At 64.3% G+C, this 17705-nt stretch carries 18 protein-coding genes; 4 read left to right on the top strand and 14 right to left on the bottom strand.

Annotated features, from left to right (window positions below):
* The first annotated feature begins 59 nt into the window (after positions 1-59).
* Positions 60-209 carry an SDR family oxidoreductase gene (locus Q2M23_RS36295; protein ID WP_316398600.1) on the top strand — a complete coding sequence of 50 codons (150 nt, stop codon included), beginning with the start codon at positions 60-62 and terminating at the stop codon, positions 207-209.
* Positions 210-240: 31 nt separating this feature from the next.
* Here Q2M23_RS36295 and Q2M23_RS36290 read toward each other — a convergent pair whose 3' ends face one another.
* The 3 genes from Q2M23_RS36290 to Q2M23_RS36280 form a co-directional block, all read right to left on the bottom strand.
* Positions 241-744 carry an SRPBCC family protein gene (locus tag Q2M23_RS36290; RefSeq protein WP_225646597.1) on the bottom strand — a complete coding sequence of 168 codons (504 nt, stop codon included), beginning with the start codon at positions 742-744 and terminating at the stop codon, positions 241-243.
* Positions 741-1067, bottom strand: coding sequence for an ArsR/SmtB family transcription factor (locus Q2M23_RS36285; protein WP_141340053.1), 327 nt, complete (start codon positions 1065-1067; stop codon positions 741-743). The genes Q2M23_RS36290 and Q2M23_RS36285 overlap by 4 nt, the downstream gene beginning before the upstream one ends.
* Before the next feature lie 137 nt (positions 1068-1204).
* Positions 1205-2506: a sorbosone dehydrogenase family protein gene (locus Q2M23_RS36280; RefSeq protein ID WP_316398598.1), complete on the bottom strand. Its 1302-nt coding sequence runs from the start codon at positions 2504-2506 to the stop codon at positions 1205-1207.
* 458 nt (positions 2507-2964) lie between these two features.
* Between Q2M23_RS36280 and Q2M23_RS36275 the strand changes: the two genes are divergently transcribed.
* Positions 2965-3252, top strand: a complete 288-nt coding sequence (locus tag Q2M23_RS36275; protein ID WP_075969423.1) for a hypothetical protein — start codon at positions 2965-2967, stop codon at positions 3250-3252.
* Positions 3253-3363: 111 nt separating this feature from the next.
* Here the strand turns inward: Q2M23_RS36275 and Q2M23_RS36270 are convergent, their stop codons facing one another.
* Both Q2M23_RS36270 and glf read right to left on the bottom strand, forming a co-directional pair.
* On the bottom strand, positions 3364-4632 hold the full coding sequence (locus Q2M23_RS36270; protein WP_316398597.1) for a serine hydrolase domain-containing protein: 1269 nt from the start codon (positions 4630-4632) through the stop codon (positions 3364-3366).
* A gap of 67 nt (positions 4633-4699) precedes the next feature.
* On the bottom strand, positions 4700-5908 hold the full coding sequence (gene glf, locus Q2M23_RS36265; RefSeq protein ID WP_316398596.1) for a UDP-galactopyranose mutase: 1209 nt from the start codon (positions 5906-5908) through the stop codon (positions 4700-4702).
* 197 nt (positions 5909-6105) lie between these two features.
* Here glf and Q2M23_RS36260 point away from each other — a divergent pair, with 197 nt between their 5' ends.
* Positions 6106-7338, top strand: coding sequence for a hypothetical protein (locus Q2M23_RS36260; protein ID WP_316398595.1), 1233 nt, complete (start codon positions 6106-6108; stop codon positions 7336-7338).
* Between the two features lie 67 nt (positions 7339-7405).
* The gene (locus tag Q2M23_RS36255) at positions 7406-8560 is read left to right on the top strand and encodes a caspase domain-containing protein (protein ID WP_316398594.1); all 1155 of its coding nucleotides are present in this window, start codon (positions 7406-7408) and stop codon (positions 8558-8560) included.
* A gap of 41 nt (positions 8561-8601) precedes the next feature.
* On the opposite strand, the gene Q2M23_RS36250 is transcribed toward Q2M23_RS36255, so the two are convergent.
* From Q2M23_RS36250 to Q2M23_RS36210, 9 genes are all read right to left on the bottom strand, one after another.
* The gene (locus tag Q2M23_RS36250) at positions 8602-9165 is read right to left on the bottom strand and encodes a DUF488 family protein (protein WP_168857746.1); all 564 of its coding nucleotides are present in this window, start codon (positions 9163-9165) and stop codon (positions 8602-8604) included.
* Entirely contained in the window at positions 9158-9367 is a 210-nt protein-coding gene (locus tag Q2M23_RS36245) for a DUF2945 domain-containing protein (RefSeq protein WP_028338922.1), read from the bottom strand. Before Q2M23_RS36245 ends, Q2M23_RS36250 begins: the two co-directional genes overlap by 8 nt.
* 318 nt (positions 9368-9685) lie before the next feature.
* Complete coding sequence (locus Q2M23_RS36240; protein WP_253606523.1) at positions 9686-10297, bottom strand: DUF502 domain-containing protein; 612 nt, start codon at positions 10295-10297, stop codon at positions 9686-9688.
* 232 nt (positions 10298-10529) lie between these two features.
* Positions 10530-10874: an HdeA/HdeB family chaperone gene (locus Q2M23_RS36235; protein ID WP_233475664.1), complete on the bottom strand. Its 345-nt coding sequence runs from the start codon at positions 10872-10874 to the stop codon at positions 10530-10532.
* A 60-nt stretch (positions 10875-10934) separates the two neighbouring features.
* Complete coding sequence (locus tag Q2M23_RS36230; RefSeq protein ID WP_316398593.1) at positions 10935-12359, bottom strand: lytic transglycosylase F; 1425 nt, start codon at positions 12357-12359, stop codon at positions 10935-10937.
* 173 nt (positions 12360-12532) lie between these two features.
* On the bottom strand, positions 12533-13837 hold the full coding sequence (locus Q2M23_RS36225; protein ID WP_316398592.1) for a DUF3300 domain-containing protein: 1305 nt from the start codon (positions 13835-13837) through the stop codon (positions 12533-12535).
* Between the two features lie 96 nt (positions 13838-13933).
* Positions 13934-14947: an HAD family hydrolase gene (locus Q2M23_RS36220; protein WP_316398591.1), complete on the bottom strand. Its 1014-nt coding sequence runs from the start codon at positions 14945-14947 to the stop codon at positions 13934-13936.
* Positions 14948-15021: 74 nt separating this feature from the next.
* Positions 15022-16728: an arylsulfatase gene (locus Q2M23_RS36215; RefSeq protein WP_316398590.1), complete on the bottom strand. Its 1707-nt coding sequence runs from the start codon at positions 16726-16728 to the stop codon at positions 15022-15024.
* Complete coding sequence (locus Q2M23_RS36210) at positions 16728-17702, bottom strand: formylglycine-generating enzyme family protein (protein ID WP_316398588.1); 975 nt, start codon at positions 17700-17702, stop codon at positions 16728-16730. Before Q2M23_RS36210 ends, Q2M23_RS36215 begins: the two co-directional genes overlap by 1 nt.
* Positions 17703-17705: the final 3 nt, after the last annotated feature.

The following is a 17705-nucleotide window of genomic DNA, read 5'->3' as shown; positions in this document are numbered from 1 at the left end:
TTGCACACATCAGGCTCCTGACCCGCAGACTCGCGGCTGCAGCTAAGGTTGGGTGATTTATGAGTCAGACTCTCAGGCAGGCCGGCCTCAGGCGGTTCGGCACGCCGGAGGAGATCGCCGACCTCGTCGCCTATGCCGTGTCGCCGCCGGCGCGCTGGATGACCGGCACCGTGCTGCGCATCGATGGCGGCGAGATCAGGACTGTCTGACATCGCCGCGCTATTGCCGATCCGCGCGCGGTCATGCTTTCGGCCCCTGCGCGGCGCGTGCCGCGAACATCGCGAGCAGCCGGCCCCAATCGCCTTCGGTATCGAAGATGCGGCGCATCTCGGCGGCGCGGGCGCCGTAACGGTCGAGCTTGCGGTGCTCGAGCTCGACGCGGGTGGCGTCCTTGCCGTCGGCAATGAAGCGCACCTCGATCTCGGTCTTCAGGTTCGGATCGTATTGCCAGTCCGCGGTGATATCCCATGACAGCACGAGGCGCGACGGGGGCTCCCAGAGCAGCACGCTGCCCCAGTCGCAGGTACTGCCGTCGTCGCCGCGTTCGTACCAGCGGCCGCCGACGCGCGGCTCCATGATTGCATCGACCGCATTGGTCTTGCCGATTTTGTAATGCGCGAGCGGCCACCACGTGCCCATCTGCTCGGTGAAGACCCGCCAGGCCACCGCCGGCGGCGCCTCGACATTCATCACCTTGCGGACGCTGTAGGGATCGTAATTGTCGGAGGTCGCTTGCATCGTCATCGGGATCTCCTCTCTTTGGCGGCTTCGCGTTCGGCCGCTTGCTTGAAGGCGGTCAGTGTCTTGTCCCAGAATCCGTCGAGCCAGCCGCGCAGGCTCTCCAACCCGCGGGTGTCGATGGCATAGAGCCGCCGCGTGCCTTCGATCCGCACCACGGCAAGGCCGGCGTCCTTCAGCACCCGAAGATGCTGCGACACTGCCGGACGGCTCACCTTGAGGCCGTCGGCGATCTCCTGCACCGATCGATTGCCCTCACGCAGCCGCTTGAACACCAGGCGGCGGGTCGGGTCTCCCAGCGCGTCGAGCGCGCGTTCGGCGCTGATCATGATCGTGTCGTCCGTTGTTGGATTTAACGTAAGTCTACACTTACGGTAAGTCAAGGCTAACGCTCTGTTCCAAATGAAACGGCGCGGCTCCGATCGAAGCCGCGCCGTTCGAGTCGTCTTGCCGCAAGTGCAGGCGCTTACGCCGCCGTCACGCGCCAGATCACGTTGCCGACGTCGTCGGCCACCAGCAGCGAGCCGTCGGGGCCGAGCGCGACGCCCACCGGGCGGCCGTACGACACCTTCTCGTCCGGCGCGAGGAAGCCCGAAAGGATGTCGCGCGGCGGCCCCGCGGGACGGCCGTCCGCGAACGGCACGAACACCACCTTGTAGCCTGACAGCGTCGAGCGATTCCACGAGCCGTGCTGGCCGATCACCATGCCGTCGGGAAAACCCGGCAGCGTGCCCTGCGGCATCCAGCACAGGCCGAGCGAGGCGGTGTGGCCGCCGAGCGCGTAGTCCGGCTGGATCGCCTTGGCGACCATCGCCGGATCCTGCGGCACGCGATCGTCGACCGTCTTGCCCCAGTAGCAATAAGGCCAGCCGTAGAAGCCGCCGTCGCGTACCGAGGTCAGATAGTCCGGCGGCGTCTCGTCGCCGAGGCCGTCGCGCTCATTGACGACGGTCCACAGCACATTGGTGCTCGGCTCCCACGCGATGCCCACCGGATTGCGCAGGCCGCCGGCGAAGATGCGGCTGGTGCCACCTGCCGGATCGAGCTCGTAGATCGCGGCGCGGCCTTCCTCGACCGCAAAACCGTTCTCGGCGATGTTGCTGAGCGAACCGACGCCGGCATAAAGCTTCTTGCCGTCGGCGCTCGGCAGCAGGCTGCGCGTCCAGTGCCCGTCGGGCTTGAAGCTGACGAGCTTGCGTCCCGGCGCGGTGATGCGATCGGCGCCCGCGGTGTAGGGAAACGCCACGACGCCGTCGGTGTTGCCGACATAGAAGGTGTCGCCGACCAGCGCCATGCCGAACGGCTGGCTCAAACCCTCCATGAAGGCGCCGCGACTTTCGGCGACGCCGTCGCCGTCACGGTCGCGCAGCAGCGTGATGCGATTGGCGCTGACGCCGAGCGCCGCGGCGCGCCGCATCGTCGCCTGCATCGCATAGTGGAAGACGCTGCGCGGCTTTCCTGCGATCTGCGTCGCCTCCGCGATCAGCACGTCGCCGTTGGGCAGCACATTGATCCAGCGCGGATGATCGAGCCCGGCCGCAAAGGCGTTGACCTTGAGCCCGGGCGCGGCGACCGGCTTCTGGTCGTTGTCCCAGCCCCGCGCCGTCGGCATCTTGAGCGTCGGGATCGCGCCCTGGGGTTTGGCCTGCGGGATCTCTGGCGCGCTACCCCAGGCGGGCGCGGGCTGCGCGCCCTGCATCCGCCGCCACGCCAGGGCGCCGGCCCCGATCGCCGCGACGACGCGGGCAAAAACTCCAGACGTGCTCATGAACTTCCCCTGTAATTGCGCAGTGTTAGCGCGCCTTGTCATTCCCTTGCCGACCGGCCGCGGCCCCAGCAGCATTCGCATAATGCCGGCCCTGATGACAGTAGTTATACGATCTTCGCAGCCGCGCACGAATCGGGGAGACTGGCTGCACGCTCCCTTGTCAGGGCGTTTTTCCTCCCTGAGACCTTGCCCGCCGCAGTGGCGGGCTTCCTTTTACGAACCGCCCCGGCTTTTCGAGGCGCTGCTCGCGCATCCGCCGTTATAGCCATAGAAGCATAACGCGCCGGCGACGGATGCATCCTGCCGGGCATAGCCCGGCTGCGCCCTCCCGGAGCACAAGCCCATTCACAAGAACCTGATCCCACGCTCGCGCAGATTTGCCTTTGCGAGATGCATGGCAGATCAGGAACGCCGCTCCATGGCGGTCGTTGGTCGGGACACCAGCAAGGAGAGTGTGAATGCAACGAAAGACCAAGATATTGTCCCTCGCCGCGGCGTCCCTGATCGCAACAACGGCAGGCGCGTTCGCACAAGGCTACTATCCTTATGGGAACCCTGGTCCGAGATATTACGGCGGCCCCCGCTATCAGGCCGTGCAGCCTGACGTGATGTACTCTCCAGCGGAGCCGGGCTGGTACGGTTCGTTCAACGGCACCAACCACCCGACGCCGAGCTCGACCCAGGGTGACGTGGGTCCTGAAGGGAACAACAACGGTACGCTGACCGGCGTCTACAGGCGCTGGTAGCCACGCAAAATTTAAGGTCCGTCGCTCGGCTTGAGCGACGGGCCTTTTTGCTGTTCCACGTTCCACGTATGCAAACCTGGCAACGTGAGGTCCGATTTTTCTGCTGAGGCGTTACTTCACCATCGCGCCGTAGACGATGTCCTGCACATTCTCGCGATAATATTTGCGCAGCTCGCCCGGAGCTGCGGTTCCTACAACGACGACAAGGCGCTCCTTCGGGTCGCAGAAGAACTGGGTGCCGTAAGCGCCGTTCCAGGTGAACTCGCCGGGATTGCCCGGCACCGACGACAGCCCCTCGCCGGTCCGCACCGCGACCGACAGCCCGAAGCCGAAGCCGCCGCGATGCGGTTCGACCGCGGCGACGTTGTTCTTGATCTCGGGCCCGAGATGGTTCGACGTCATGTGATGCACCGTCTTGGGGCTGAGGATGCGCTTGCCGTCGAGCTCGCCGCCATTGAGCAGCATCTGCCCGAAACGCAGATAGTCGCCGACGGTGGCGAACGAGCAGGCGCCGCCGCAATCGAACCTGGACGGTGTATCGAGCAGCTTGATGGCTTGCGGCTTGCCCGTGAGCGGATCGTTGGGGAACGGACGCGCCAGCCGCGCGCGCTGCGCCTCGGCCGGGTGGAACGTCGCATCCTTCATGCCGAGCGGCTTCCAGACATTGGCCGCGAGATATTCGCCAAGCCGCTGGCCTGAGACCTTCTCGACCACGGCGCCGAGCACGTCGATCGAGAAGCCGTACTCGAACTCGGTGCCGGGCTGATGCACCAGAGGCAGCTGGGTGATGCGGTCGATGAAGGCCTGGGTATCGCCCTCGACCGCCGGCGCGGTGCCGTCGGGATAGAGCCGCGCCAGCGCGCTCGAGCTGTCGGGCCGGCCGCCATACATCAGGCCGGAGGTGTGGCGATAGAGATCGTGGATGAAGATCGGCTGCGCCTGCGGCTCCATCTTCAGCGAGCCGTCGGCCTGCTGCACGCCGACCTTCATGTCGGCGAACGCCGGATAGAACTCGGCGACCCTGGCCTGCAGCGGCAGCTTGCCCTGCTCCATCAGCGTCAGGCCTGCAACCGCCGCCATCGGCTTGGTCATCGACGCCAACGCGAACACCGCGTCGATCGGCATCGGCGTGCCCTTCACCGGATCGAGCTGGCCATACGCCTTGTAATGCACGAGCTTGCCGTCGCGCGCGATCGCCACCACGGCGCCGGGCACGCGCTTGGCCGCGATCTCGCGCGCGAAGAAGTCGTCGAGCCGCACCAGCCCCCGCTCCGAGAAACCGGCCTGGTGCGCCGACGTTTCCGGAAGCGGCGCGGCGTGGGCGATGCTGACAGCAAGGCTAGTGGCGGCGGCAGCCGCGGCAATAACGGTTTTTCTCATTGTTTCCTCACCGGGGACCGCGGGCGATTTGTTATGGCGTTCGTTGCCCGCAGCTCGCAGGATTAGATCACGCCGGCAAGGGCGACAAGACTTCGCGGCGCGCGGCCGCGTCACGCCGGTGCATGCTTTGCTGCGCGAAGAACGGCTCGACCTCGAGCTCGAACGTCTTCAGTGCCGCGCCGATCGCCTGGTGCATGTCGAGATATTTGTACGAGCCGAGCCGGCCACCGAAAATGACATTCGGCCGCGACGCCGTCATGGCGTGATAGGAGGCGAGCATGGCGCGGTCGGCGGCGGTGTTGATCGGATAATACGGCTCGTCGCTCCGGCCCGCGAAGCGGGAATATTCGCGATAGATCGTCGTCCGGCCTTGCGCATGCGCCCGCTCCGGATGCAGATGCCTGAACTCGTGGACGCGGGTGTACGGCACCTCGGCGTCGGCATAGTTGATGACCGCGGCGCCTTGGTAGTCGGCGACGTCGTGCACCTCGCGCTCGAAGTCGACGGTGCGCCAGCCGAGATGGCCGCAGGCATAGCCGAAGAAGCGGTCGATCGGACCGGTATAGACCACGAGCTGCCGCGGATTGATGCGGTCGGCGACGTCGAAATAGTCGACGCCGAGGTGGACCGCGATCCTGGGATGATCGAGCATCCGGCGAAAGATCGCGGTGTAGCCGCCTGCCGGCATGCCCTCATAGCGATCGGCGAAGTAGCGATCGTCGAACGTGAAGCGGACCGGCAGGCGGCCGATGATGTCGGCCGGAAGCTCACGCGGATCGGTCTGCCACTGCTTCTGCGTATAGCCGCGGATCAAGAGATCGTAGAGCGTGCGGCCTACCGAGGCGATTGCCTTGTCCTCGAGATTGCCGATCCCCGCGGCGCCGTGCGCGGCCGCCTGCGCCGCGATCACGACGCGGGCCTCGTCCGGCGTCATGGCGCGCCCGAACGCCGCGCACACGGTCGCAAGGTTGATCGGCATCGAATAGACGCGGCCCTTCGCCACCGTGAAGACGCGGTGACGGTAGCCGGTGAACTCGGTGAAGCGGTGCAGATAGCGCCAGACGGTCTCGGAATTGGTGTGGAAGATATGCGTGCCGTAGCGATGCACCTCGACGCCGCTGTCGGGGTCGAGCTCCGAATAGGCGTTGCCGCCGATATGCGGACGGCGGTCGAGCACGCAGACGGAGCGGCCGAGCCTGCTCGCCACCTGCTCGGCGATCACAGCGCCGAAGAAGCCCGCCCCCACCACGACGACGTCGAAGCCATCAAGCTGCATGCGCTCTCGCCCTCATGTCGGATCGCGACGGCGCCCGACGCAGCTTCAACGTGCCGGCACGACCGTTTCCGGCGAAATAAATCCGCTCATCAGGATAATTCCGAGCCCGGAACGGCCGGCTCGGCCGTTCAACTGACAGCATGCAAGGCGACGGAAATGCCCGCGCGAGCAGCAACACCGTCAAGCGCGGAGGTCCCATGTCCGTGATCTGCGTCCTGTACTCCAGCAACACCACCTATGATTCGCTGCGCGGCATCCTGGCGATGGCGGCCGCCGAGCTCGACCGGCTCGGGCACGAGGTCAGGATGCTCGATCTGCTGGCGCCGGATTTCTCGGCCCGGCTCAACGCCCTGCTGCCGCGGCGCGCCGAGACCATGGCGCTCGGCTTCTCCGGCATTGGGCTCGATATCCACACCAAGGACGGCAGACTGTTCTGGGACGTCGCCCAGATCCCCGTCTTCACCTGGTTCTGCGATCACCCCTGCTATTTCGCCAGGCGTCACGGGCTCGAGAGCCGCTACACCGCGCATGGCTACGTGTTTCCGGACCATGCCGCATTCAACCGCGATCATCTGGGGGCCAACGACGCCGTGTTCGCAACCCATATGGGCATTCCCGATCCCGGCTTCTTCGGCGGCCTGCCGCCCGAGCAGCGCAACGGCCGGCTGATCTTCGCCAAGTCCGGCTGGAATCCGGTGGCGCTCGAGCGCGGCTGGCGCAAGACGATGCCGCCAAAGCTGTTCGCGCTGCTGTTCGACGCGATCGCCGAGGCGCGCGGCAAGACCTGTGGCACATTTCCGAAGATCATCGTCGACGTCGCCGAGCAGCATCTGGTCTATCTGAAGCCCGGCGGCGACCTGTTCAACGTGATCCTGACCCGGCTCGACAACTACACACGAGGCGTGCGCACCCGCGAGGTGGGTGCGGTGCTCGCCGACTATCCGGTCGACTTCATCGGCGGCGGCTGGAGCGATCTCGACGTCAGCGGGCGTCCGGCCCGCGTGCTCGGCGCGATGACCTTCGATGCGATGCGCGAAGGCCTCGGCAGCTACCTTGCCGCGGTCTCGCTCAATCCCAATATCGACCTGTCGGTGCATGACCGGGTGTTCTTCGCGCTCGGCGCCGGCACCGTGCCGGTGTTCGACGCCAACCGCTTCTCGGCCGCGGAGATGCCGCATCTCGCCCGCTTCAGCTTCGGCCAGGACACGACCAGCATCGCCGCCGCCGTCGAGGCCGTGCTGGCCGATCCCTCAGCAGCGCAGGCGGCGGCCGCGACCACCTTGCGCGAGCTTTATCCGCGCTTCTCGATGCAGCGGTCGGTGCAGGACATCCACGAAATCACGATGTCGATCGCGGGCGCCGCCGGCGCCAGCTTGTTGCCGGCCGAGCCGGTGCCGGCCGGCGTCTGGACGCCGAAGCAGGCGGCCTGATCGCGCGCCATTTCCGTGGCCGCGTCGCGCCCGCTACCATGCACCCGTCACTCCGATCGGGGCCAGCATGAACCGCCGCGCGTTTGTCTCGGGACTGGCCGTTGCCGCGGCGCTGGCGGGCTTCGCCGCGCCGGCTGCGGCCGACGGCAAGCGGGTGGCGCTGGTGATCGGCAACGGCGCCTACAAGAGCGTGCCGGCGCTGTCCAATCCGCCGAATGATGCCGGCGATATCGCAGCCGCGCTGCAGCGCCTCGGCTTTGCCGTGACGCTGATCACCAATGCCGGCTTCGACGAGATGCGGCGCGGCCTGATCGCCTTCGGACGCAATGCCGCCGGCGCCGACATGGCGGCAGTGTACTTCGCCGGCCACGGCATGGAGATCAACGGCGACAACTGGCTGATCCCGGTCGATGCCGAGCTGAAGCGCGATACCGACGCCGCCAATGAAGCGATCAGCCTGCAAAGCGTGATGCTGCAGGTCGCCAACACCGCAAGCCTCGGCCTCGTCATCCTCGATGCCTGTCGCAACAATCCGTTCGCGGCGAAGATGAGCCGCTCGCTCGCCACCCGCGCCGCCGCCGGCAGCGGACTCGGCCGCATCGAGCCGGTCGGCAATGTGCTGGTCGCCTATGCCGCACGCGACGGCACCATTGCGCTCGACGGCGACGGCCGCAACAGCCCGTTCGCCGCGGCGCTGCTCCACAACATCGAGACGCCGGGCGTCGAGGTCACCTTCATGTTCCGCAACGTCCGGGACGATGTGATGGAGGCGACGCGCAACGCGCAGCAGCCGTTTGTGTACGGCTCGCTGTCACGCAAGGCGATCTATCTCGTGGCCGCTCCGCCCGCCGACGCCGCCGCCACGAAACAGGCGAACGCTGCGCCGGCAGCCGCCGCATTGTCAGCGCCATCGGCGACAGCAGCCGGCGCGATCGATCCCGCGCTGGTCGGCACCTGGGAGATCATGGTGCCGGGTGGTCGCGGCCAGTCGCGCTGGATCTGGCGGATCATGGCCGACGGCACCTACCAATTCCACGCCGAGCCCTCCCGCGCCGCGCGCCCGCACGAAGGCACCGTCAGCTTCGCCAACGGCCGCTGGACGCTGCATGCGCTGAGAGGACTGAGGAACTACAGCGACGGCGGCTCCTACGAGATCCGCGACACCATTGCCGTGATCACCGGCAAGCTCGGCACCGGCTATTGGAAGCGCAGTGTGGAGTGAGCGGGCGCGGCGCGACGGTGCAGCCGCAAGCCTCACTCCTTTCATAAATCCAGTTCACCCGTAGCCGGATAGACCACCGTGCCGTCGCCCTGGACGACGGCGCCTTCGGTAAGACGGGCGGGCTCGAGGCGCCCCTCCCCCATGATGTGGACGACGGTCTCGCCGGACGCGATGAGGTAGTCGGCGACGATGCGGCGGTGGCAGCGCCACCACACGGCTTCCGAGCACATCATCGCACAGCGTTGCCGGCGCCCCTCGTCGCGCAGATGCTGGAGCGCCGCATGAAACTGCGGCGACAGCGCATAGTCGGCGTAGTTGTGAAAACTCTCGTTGCTCCAGAACCCGTTGACGGACGGCGCCACGCTTCGAGCCTTGCCGCGGAGCCCGCCGAGATCGGCCAGATGCTCATACGAGATGCCCGCGGCCTTAAGCGGCTTGGGCAGCGTATCCTTGTTGAACTGCGGATTGGTTCGCGACCGCGGCACCGTTCGGATGTCAACGATACGCTCGATCGTGGCCGCGCCGAGGAGAGCGATGAAATCCTCGAGGCTGCGGGTGGAATGACCGATCGTGAAGAACGGAAGCGCCACGTCTTTGCTAGGCATGATGCAGCGCGCTGCCCTTGTGGGCCGCGACATGATCGGTCTTGTCGCTCTTGATCTCGTACTGCGGATCGGCCTCCGAGGCGCGGTGGGTGTGCCCCTTGTAGTCGAAATCGCTGGTATGAACCGCGATGATGGTGCCCGAGACGCGGCCGGCCTCGGAATTCCAGCTGACGTGATCGCCGACCTTGAATTTCCTGGCCATCGTTGCAGGCTCCTTCAGACGCGAAATTGATCGTACGATACGCCGCCAATCGACGGCACGGGACTAAAAAAGCCCGCCGGAGCAAACGAGCTCACAGCCGGCCAAGTTCCTGCCTCGCATTGGGGGTTCAAGCGCAAATTGATGGTCTGGTTGCGGCATCCCGGAAGCTTGCCGCCGCCGTCCGGAATTCGATAGCGGGATTGATCGACGAAGCGATACCGGCAACGGATGCAGCAAGTTACAAGCTATATGGCTCAACGCGCAAGCCTGACAGAAAGCTCGGTCAGATTCCCTCGTCACTTACGTGGATCCGCGGAATCAAGTTGCTGCCCTGCTCAGATCTTCTCCTTTGAGGGCCGCCGCGGATCCAATGCCGACATTGGTTACGATTGCCCTCGCCTGCAACATCGACATGCTCAGAGGACGAATGCGATCGACCGAGCAATATCTGACAATGCCGACCAACGGCGTCGGCGCCTGCGGGACGAAGACAGCTACCCAGTCGTTCTCGAGTGTCTCGAGGAGATATCCGAGCTGCCAGCCACCCTCGACGTTCACCAGCACTGGCTTGAACTCATCGCTCGCGCCTTCGGCCTGAGCAAGGCCTTGAGCCATACTCTTCACCATCTGGTACTGCGGAAGGCTGCCAAGAAATGATTTTTCGACCCACGCGCTAATCCGAGAGCCGGTTTTGGTTCGCGCGACGATGCCGGCGAGGAACGACACCAGGATCAATAAAGCCACTGCCACGACTGTAACAATTCCAATGCCTGCGACCTTTCCGATCTGGTCGAAATGAAGGGCATGAGACACCGGAAGCGCGGCCTTCACCGCCAGACGCATCGCGTGGCTGAGAATCGCCAGTACAAGAGCGACGGGCAGGAGAAACAGTGCGCCTCCGATTAGGGTCGTTTTCAAAAACTCCTTCATTGCCGCGGCCTCTCCATTTGCACACACCGTTTGAAACCGGGCCTTTCGCCAACAGCCGAAAGAACTCGCCCGGATCTACAAGAACGGCCATGGCCACCGGGCGTCAACAGACCGCCCACGTCGCCACAACCATCGCGTCCCGATGCGGATCATTGCGATGCTTGGCGAGTAAACGGGCAGGGCGGCGAGACATCCCGGTCTCGCCGCACCGGTTGCCTCGGGGAGCCGCCGATCATTTCTCGTTCTTGAAGAGAACGTCGATGGCCTGGATCACCTTGAGTTCCGGGTGGGCCTTGCAATACACAATGACTTCGTGCTCGCCAGATTTGGTCCGCGTAATATGGGCAAAATGCTTCTTCGCGAGGCCGTTGTACCAGCCGCTGTACCAAATCGCGAGAAAGTCGGCGTCCTCCTGATAAGTGTTGGCGAGTTGCGCGCAGGTCAAAGCCTGCACATCAATGAACCCTTTCGAGTCCATGTAGGTCGAGAGCGGGACCTGGGCATGAACAGAAGCAATCGAGATGACGAGAGCGCCAAGGCTGAGCCCAATCTGGTTCATGAAGGATTTGCGTTTCATGATTAGCTCCTCTTGATTTTGGTCCACCACCCAAGCCAGCGAACACTTTGAACAAACCGATCATTTCTGCGATGGGTCGGCCGTTGCGCTCGCCGGAGCGGGCGAGCGAAGCGACTCGTAGGAGATGTAGTACTTGTAGATCTTGCCGACGTACTGAACCGTCTCCTGCCCGACGATCGCAGCCGCGCCGTTCTCGACATTGTCGAACCAGACGGTCGAGTCGAAGCCGTGCTTGCTCGCATAGTCCCGGAAACGCTTCAGGTTTCCCGGGCCTGCATTATACGCCGCCAGGGCCATGAACACGCGCTCGCGCGGATCGGTGACCGAAGCGTCGACATAGGTATCCGCCAGGTAGCGCAGGTATTTGGAGCCGGCGTGGATATTGGTGTCGGCACTGGCCGCGACGCCGGTGATCTCGATCGGCTTCTCCTTCGCGGTACTGGGCTTGATCTGCATGATGCCGGTGGCGCCGGAGGCATTGTGGCAGGCCTGGTCGAGCTCTGACTCCTGATAGCCCTGTGCAGCGAGCAGGACGGGGTCGATGGAGTATTGCACCCCGTACTTCTCGAAAGATCCGCGCAGCGCCTTGAACTTCTCCGCCTCGGTGTGCGCGAGGGCGTTCTTCAGCGGTTTCGCCGTCTTGAAATAGCGTGCACGCAGGTCGTTGCCGAACTCAGTTCCGACTTTGTGAGTACTGACGAATTCAGCGAGCTCCTTCCTGAGCGCCGGACTGTCCTTGCGGATCGCCCAGGCGATGTCGCCGCCTTCGTTGATCGCAATATCGTCGCGCACCGTCAGCCCCTTCAGGAGGCCCGCCCACGCCTGCGCCTTGAAGCGGTCGACGACGGCCCAGGGCAACAGGCCGGTGCTCACCATCTTCAGCAAGTCCTCGTCCTCGAGGTTCTTGTCGGCTGGCTTGACGACGATGCGTTCCAGCCCCTTGGCTGCCCGGTCCGCATTGAGCGCGTTCAGGTGCTCGAAATAGCTGCTGGCTTCCCGGACGAAAATCGTCTTTCCACCGAGCTCGTTCAGCGAGCCGATGCTCGGCGCCGCAGATCCCGTCACGAGCACTTCGCGAACGCCGGATGCCCAAGGATCAGCGAAGTCAACCAACTTGCTCCGATCCGGCATGACCGTGAGCAGGCCGGCGGCGATATCGCCCTTTCCGGCGATCAAGTCACCCAGCAGTCTGTCGCGCCTGGTGGGGACGAAGCCGACATAGATCCTCTGCTTCTTCTTGCCGTACCGCTTGTTCAGCCAGCTTTCGAACTCGGCGCCGAGCTCGGCTTCGAAGCCGAGTGTCTCGCCCTTGTCGATGAAGAACGATGTCCTGTCGGTCGGCACGAGGATGCGCACGAGTTTGCGCTTCAGCATGCCATCGAAGTCGCCCTCCCAGACCTTCAGGGACGGCAGCGCCAGAACCTGTGGATCGGCCCTGGCGGATTTTTCTGCCACGACGACGGCGGCGGCGGTTGCGAAGGCCATGGCGAACATCCTGGAACTTGCGCAGGTTGATGAAGAATTCATGATCCAACCCAATCATTTGAAACGTGCCGCTGAAATCTGCCTGGACGTTACCTCTCTTCGTGGAAGATGTATTGTAATTATGCAGCAACCTGGGCGTCGCAGATGTCGACGCGCGAGCCCAGGCACTCTGATCAGCGCCGCCGGCCACCGCCATGGAAACCGCCCCCTCCCCGGAAGCCGCCACCTCCGCGGAAACCGCCCACGCGGCCGCCTCCGTGGAAGCCGCCGGCCCGCATGCCGCCGCGAATCGCGGCCGGCCGGCCGCCCGCGTGAACACGTCCGCTGACGCGCGAGCGCGTGACGCTCCTGTGCGAGACCGCCGCGCGATTGCCCGCACCCGTACGCGCATGCGTGACACTCCTGCTGCTGGTGCGGCGCGATACCGAGGCACCGCGATTGCCGGCGCGTTGCGAGACCGCGGTCCTGGCCCGGCCGGCACCCGCATTCGAGATCCTGCCGCCGGGACCACCGGTGCGATTGCGCAGCGCCTCGCGCGCGGCGGGGGTATTGCCACTGCCGAACCGCCTCGCCACGCCGGCATCGCGATAGGCGACACCGCCGCGATGCGCCGGATTGTGGGCCCAATTGGTGTTTCTGATGTTGGTGCGGTTGAACTGGTTATATCGGTTGACGTTGACGTAGACGTTGCGGCCCCACCAGTTGCAGCCGCCCCAGATCGCAGCGCCGACGGCCACGCTGGCGGTGAAGCCGATCACGCCCGCGGCGACATAGCCTGGCGGAGACCAATAGAACGGCTGGTAGTCGGGATAATCCCAGGCCCCGTAGACGACACCGGGATCGTAGACCGGGACGTAATACTGGTCGGGATCGACCGGCTCGATCGAGATCGCCTGCTGCATGCCGGAGGGCGCGGTCACACCGGCAGGAGGCGCGCTCTTTATCACCTTTTGCTGCGGCGTCGACTTGAGATTGCCCGCGGCCTCCGCGCGCTGGCGCAAGGTCTGCACGGCGCTCATCACGTCCTGCTCCTGCGCGAGGAAGGCATCGCCAAGCTGCTGGGTCCAGTCGAGCTTGTCGTTCATCATCTGAAGAACCTGCGGCACCGCCGCGAGGGCCTTGACGCTCGGATCCCACGACTGCTTCTGCATGGCATCTTCGAGCGCCTTGCCGGTGACGGTCTTGTTGTCTTGCGACCAGCGCGCCGCCTCGACGACTTCCAACGGATAGGTCGATGCCATCAGGATCTGCGACAGCAGCGCGTCCGGGTAGAGCGCGATCGGCGCGACCAGTTGCTCGATCTGTCCGTTCGGAAGCTTGCTGGCTGTCGGGGCCGGCGCCGGCGCGGCAGCCTGGTCCTGGGCCGGCTTCTGGTCCGCGGGTGTCTGCGCGTATGCCGAGCCTCCGAGCATCAGGCCAACCGCCAGCGCCGCGTTCGCAATGGTGAGCCGGCGCGATCCTGGAAGAAGTCGTGTCATGATGCCTCCTCGTTCTTCGTCTCGCTTGCATCACCGGCGGCGCCGGCGTGCTCCGCGGCGCCGGGCGTCAGCGATGCCTACGCAATCGTTCGGCCTCTATTCAAAGCGGAACATGCGTTTCCAGTCGTCCTTCATGCTGACAACGATCCAGCCATTGGAGTTCGCCGCGTCGAGCGCCTTGTCGAGTTTGCCGAATGAGGACTTCCGATCGTATGCATATTCTCGTTCGGCATCGGTGTGATGCACGATCAGGCCGAAGCGTTTCCCCGATGATTGCGTCGCCCATTGCAGCATCTGGAAGTCGCCGTCCGAATTGCCGAAGGCCGCGATCGGCCGGCGGCCGATATGCGAGTTGATGCCGACCGGCTTGCCGGGTCCGTCGTCGACGAGATCGATCGCCGGCAGCCGGATCAGTGTCGGTTTCCCCTTGTCGATCTCGAACTTCGTCTTGATGCTCGATCCGACGACCTGCTCCGGCGGGATGCCATAGACCCGCTCGCTCCATGGCCGCATGAACTCGATGCCGCCGCCCGAGACAATGAAGGTCTTGAAGCCATTGGCCCGCAGACAGGCGAGCAGTTCCAGCATCGGCTGGTAGACGAGATCGGTATAAGGCCGGTTGAACTTCGGGTGACGCGCCGACTTGATCCAGTCGCCGGCGATCTGCGCGAACTCGGCCGTTGTCATGCCGGCATGGGTCGCCATGACCACTTCGACCAGGCCCTTCTCGCCGGCCTTGGCCAGCGCTGCGATGTCGTTGTCGAGAACCGCCCTGAACGGCTGCTTCTGCTTCCACTCCGGATGTTTGGGGGCGAGGGACTTCACCCGGTCGAGCGCAAACGCAAGCTGCACATACATCGGCTGCTCGCACCACAGCGTGCCGTCATTGTCGAATGTCGCGATGCGTTCCGGCGCCGGCACGAAATCCGGCGCTCCTTCCTTGGTCACCGCGGCGACGAAGTCCAGGATCGACTGCTTCGCCCGGCCGTCATTCCAGGAAGGAAGAGGATCACTCTGCGCGCGTGCGATACGGCCGGAGACCGACAGCGTGGCCGCCGACACCAGCAGACCGGCCAGGATCGTACGGCGGTCAACCAAGCTTCCGTTCACGAATCTCCGTCCTCCACTTCAGCCGTTCAGAGAGGAACGACCCCCGAGAGTGGGGGCCGCTCCATTTGCATCGATCAGTTGCCGGTAGGCAAGCCGATCTGGAAGCCGTCCTTGGCGAGTTGATCCCTGAAGAACGCGAACCGCTCATACTGTTGGATCGTGATCGGTCCCGCGTAGGTCTCGCTCTGAATCTTCCGTGGCGGATACTTCACATAGGTCTGCATCAGATCCTTGATCGCAGCATTGATCGAAACCAAGGACCAGGTGTGCTCGGTGTAGTTGTTCATGAAGATGTCGTACCGCTCCTGGGGGTCCTGCCAGAGATCGAAGACCTGCGGAACGGTCGCCACATAGGACTCCGGCCCCTTCCAGCCGAGGTTGCTGTCTACCGCCAGGCCGCCGGTCTTTGCGCCATTGTCGCCGCGCAGATTGAACACCGCTTTGTAGTTGCCGACACGGGCGGCGCCAGGCGAGAGTTCGGATTCCGTGAAATAGAACCAGTTCTTGCGCTCGGACTTGCCGGTTCCGAACAGGATCGGCGACATATCGATGCTGTCGAAGATGATCGGCTTACCCTCGCGATCGTTCTCCGGCAGCTTCACGCCCGCGAGCTTTGCGAAGGTTGCCATGTAATCGAGGCCGCCGACGATGTCGGAATTCTTGGTGCCGGCCTTGATGCCTGGGCCCCATGCAAGGGACGGGACGCGGTTGCCGCCCTCGCGAACCGTGCCCTTGGTGCCGCGGAACGGTGTGTAGCCGGCGTCCGGATAGACGTCCTGCCAGGCGCCGTTGTCCGTCGTCCAGAACACATAGGTGTTCTTGTCGAGGCCGAGGGACCGCACCTTGTCCATGATACGGCCGATACGCGTGTCGTTCTCGACCACGGAGTCGGCATACTTGCTCTTGGACATCGACTTGCCCTGGAATTCGGGCGCCGGCATGTTGGGCTGGTGCACCTTCATGAAGTTGATGCTCATGAAGAACGGGCCCGATGACTTGTTGCGGTCCAGATACTCGAGCGAGGCCTTCTCGACGTAGTCGTCGAAGAAGGGAATGCCGACCACGCCCTTGTCCGGCGTGTTGACGTACTGGCCGTTGATCTTGAAATCTTCCTTCGCCGGCTGCCCGGCATTTCCGGAAAGTGCGCCTTTGGTGACCTTCTCGAACATCGCCCTCAATTCGGGGTCCATGTCGGGAAACCAGGTCGGATCGGCGTAGGTGTACGCATTGAGATGATAAAGGCCGGCATACTTCATCTCGTCGTAGCCTTGCGCGCTCGGCAACGCATAGTCGGCCTCGCCAAGGTGCCATTTGCCCGTGAAGAACGTTTTGTAACCGCCGGTCTTCAAAACCGAGGCAAGCGTCCATTCCGCCGCCGGCATGCCGCCGCCCTGGCCCTGGAACGCGACGGTCGTCATGCCGCTGCGATTTGGAATTCGGCCGGTTTGCACCGCGGCACGTCCAGGCGTGCAACTCGGCTGCGCATAGAAGGACATGAATTGCAGTCCTTCATTCGCGAGACGATCGATGTTCGGGGTTGGCATGCCGCGATTTTCGCCGCCGCCATAGGGCCCGGAGTCACCATAACCGAAATCATCCGACAGGATCAGGATGATGTTCGGCTTTGCGCCGCCGGCCGCGCTCGAGGGTTGCGTGGTCCCTTGCGCCTGGACGGTCTCGATGGGCGCCATCGCCGAGAAGGCGGCGATGGTGGCGAGCGAACTAGAGGCAGCGAGCAGGTTGCGGCGGCTGAAGGTGTCTGTCGTTGTCTTCTCAGTCATCACTTTCTCCCTGAACGTGTAATGCAGCGAAATCCGAGATGGCTGGTCGAAGTATCGATCGGCTCGGCATGGCGCGCCGCCGGTCGATAGCGCCGGCAATAGTTCGGCGCGCAGAGATGCGAGCCGCCCTTGATCACCTTGCGCGGTATCCTGCTAAGCGGCAGCGACGGATCGTGGCTGTCATGCTCGCAGCCGCCCCGCGGGTTCTGGGGAATGCAGCAGGCCTTCCTTGCATCGGCGCGGTGTTTCGGAGCCCACCAGTCGCTGGTCCACTCCCAGACATTGCCGATCATGTCGAACACGCCATAGCCGTTCGGCGGATAGGTCATCACCGGCGAGGTGCGCGCATGGCCGTCCTCGCACCGGTTCTCGAACGGAAAGTGACCTTGCCACGTATTGGCTTGATGCACGCCGCCCGGCACGAATTCATCGCCCCAGGCATATTCAGCGCCATCGAGGCCGCCGCGCGCAGCAAACTCCCACTCTGCTTCCGTCGGCAGATCCTTGCCGGCCCATCGCGCATAGGCGAGTGCGTCAGCATGGGTGACGTGCACCACGGGATGGTCGTCCAGCGACTTGATGTTGCTTTTCGGACCGTAAGGATGCCGCCAATTCGCGCCCTTGAGCAGCGTCCACCATTGGCTGTAGTCGCGCAGATCGACCGGATAATCCGGAGGCGTGAAGACCAGCGATCCGGTGAAGAGCATGTGCGGGAGCGCATCCGGATAGTCCTTGGGATCCGGCGCGACCTCGGCGAAGGTGACGTGGCCCGCGGCACGCACGAACGCCTTGAATTGCCGGTTCGTCACCGGCGTGCGGTCCATCCAGAACCCGTCGACGCTCACCATGTGGGACGGCGCCTCTTCCGGATAATGCCGATCCGATCCCATGCGAAACGTGCCGCCGGGAATGAAGATGCTGTCTGACGCGCCGGTTTCGTCCACGTTCGCGACCGGTCTCTCGGCAATATTCAAGAA

The organism is Bradyrhizobium sp. 33ap4, from assembly GCF_032654765.1.
GTDB classification, from domain to species: domain Bacteria; phylum Pseudomonadota; class Alphaproteobacteria; order Rhizobiales; family Xanthobacteraceae; genus Bradyrhizobium; species Bradyrhizobium australafricanum.
Note: the sequence above shows the minus strand (reverse complement) of the source record. Positions and strands in the feature narration are given on the sequence as shown.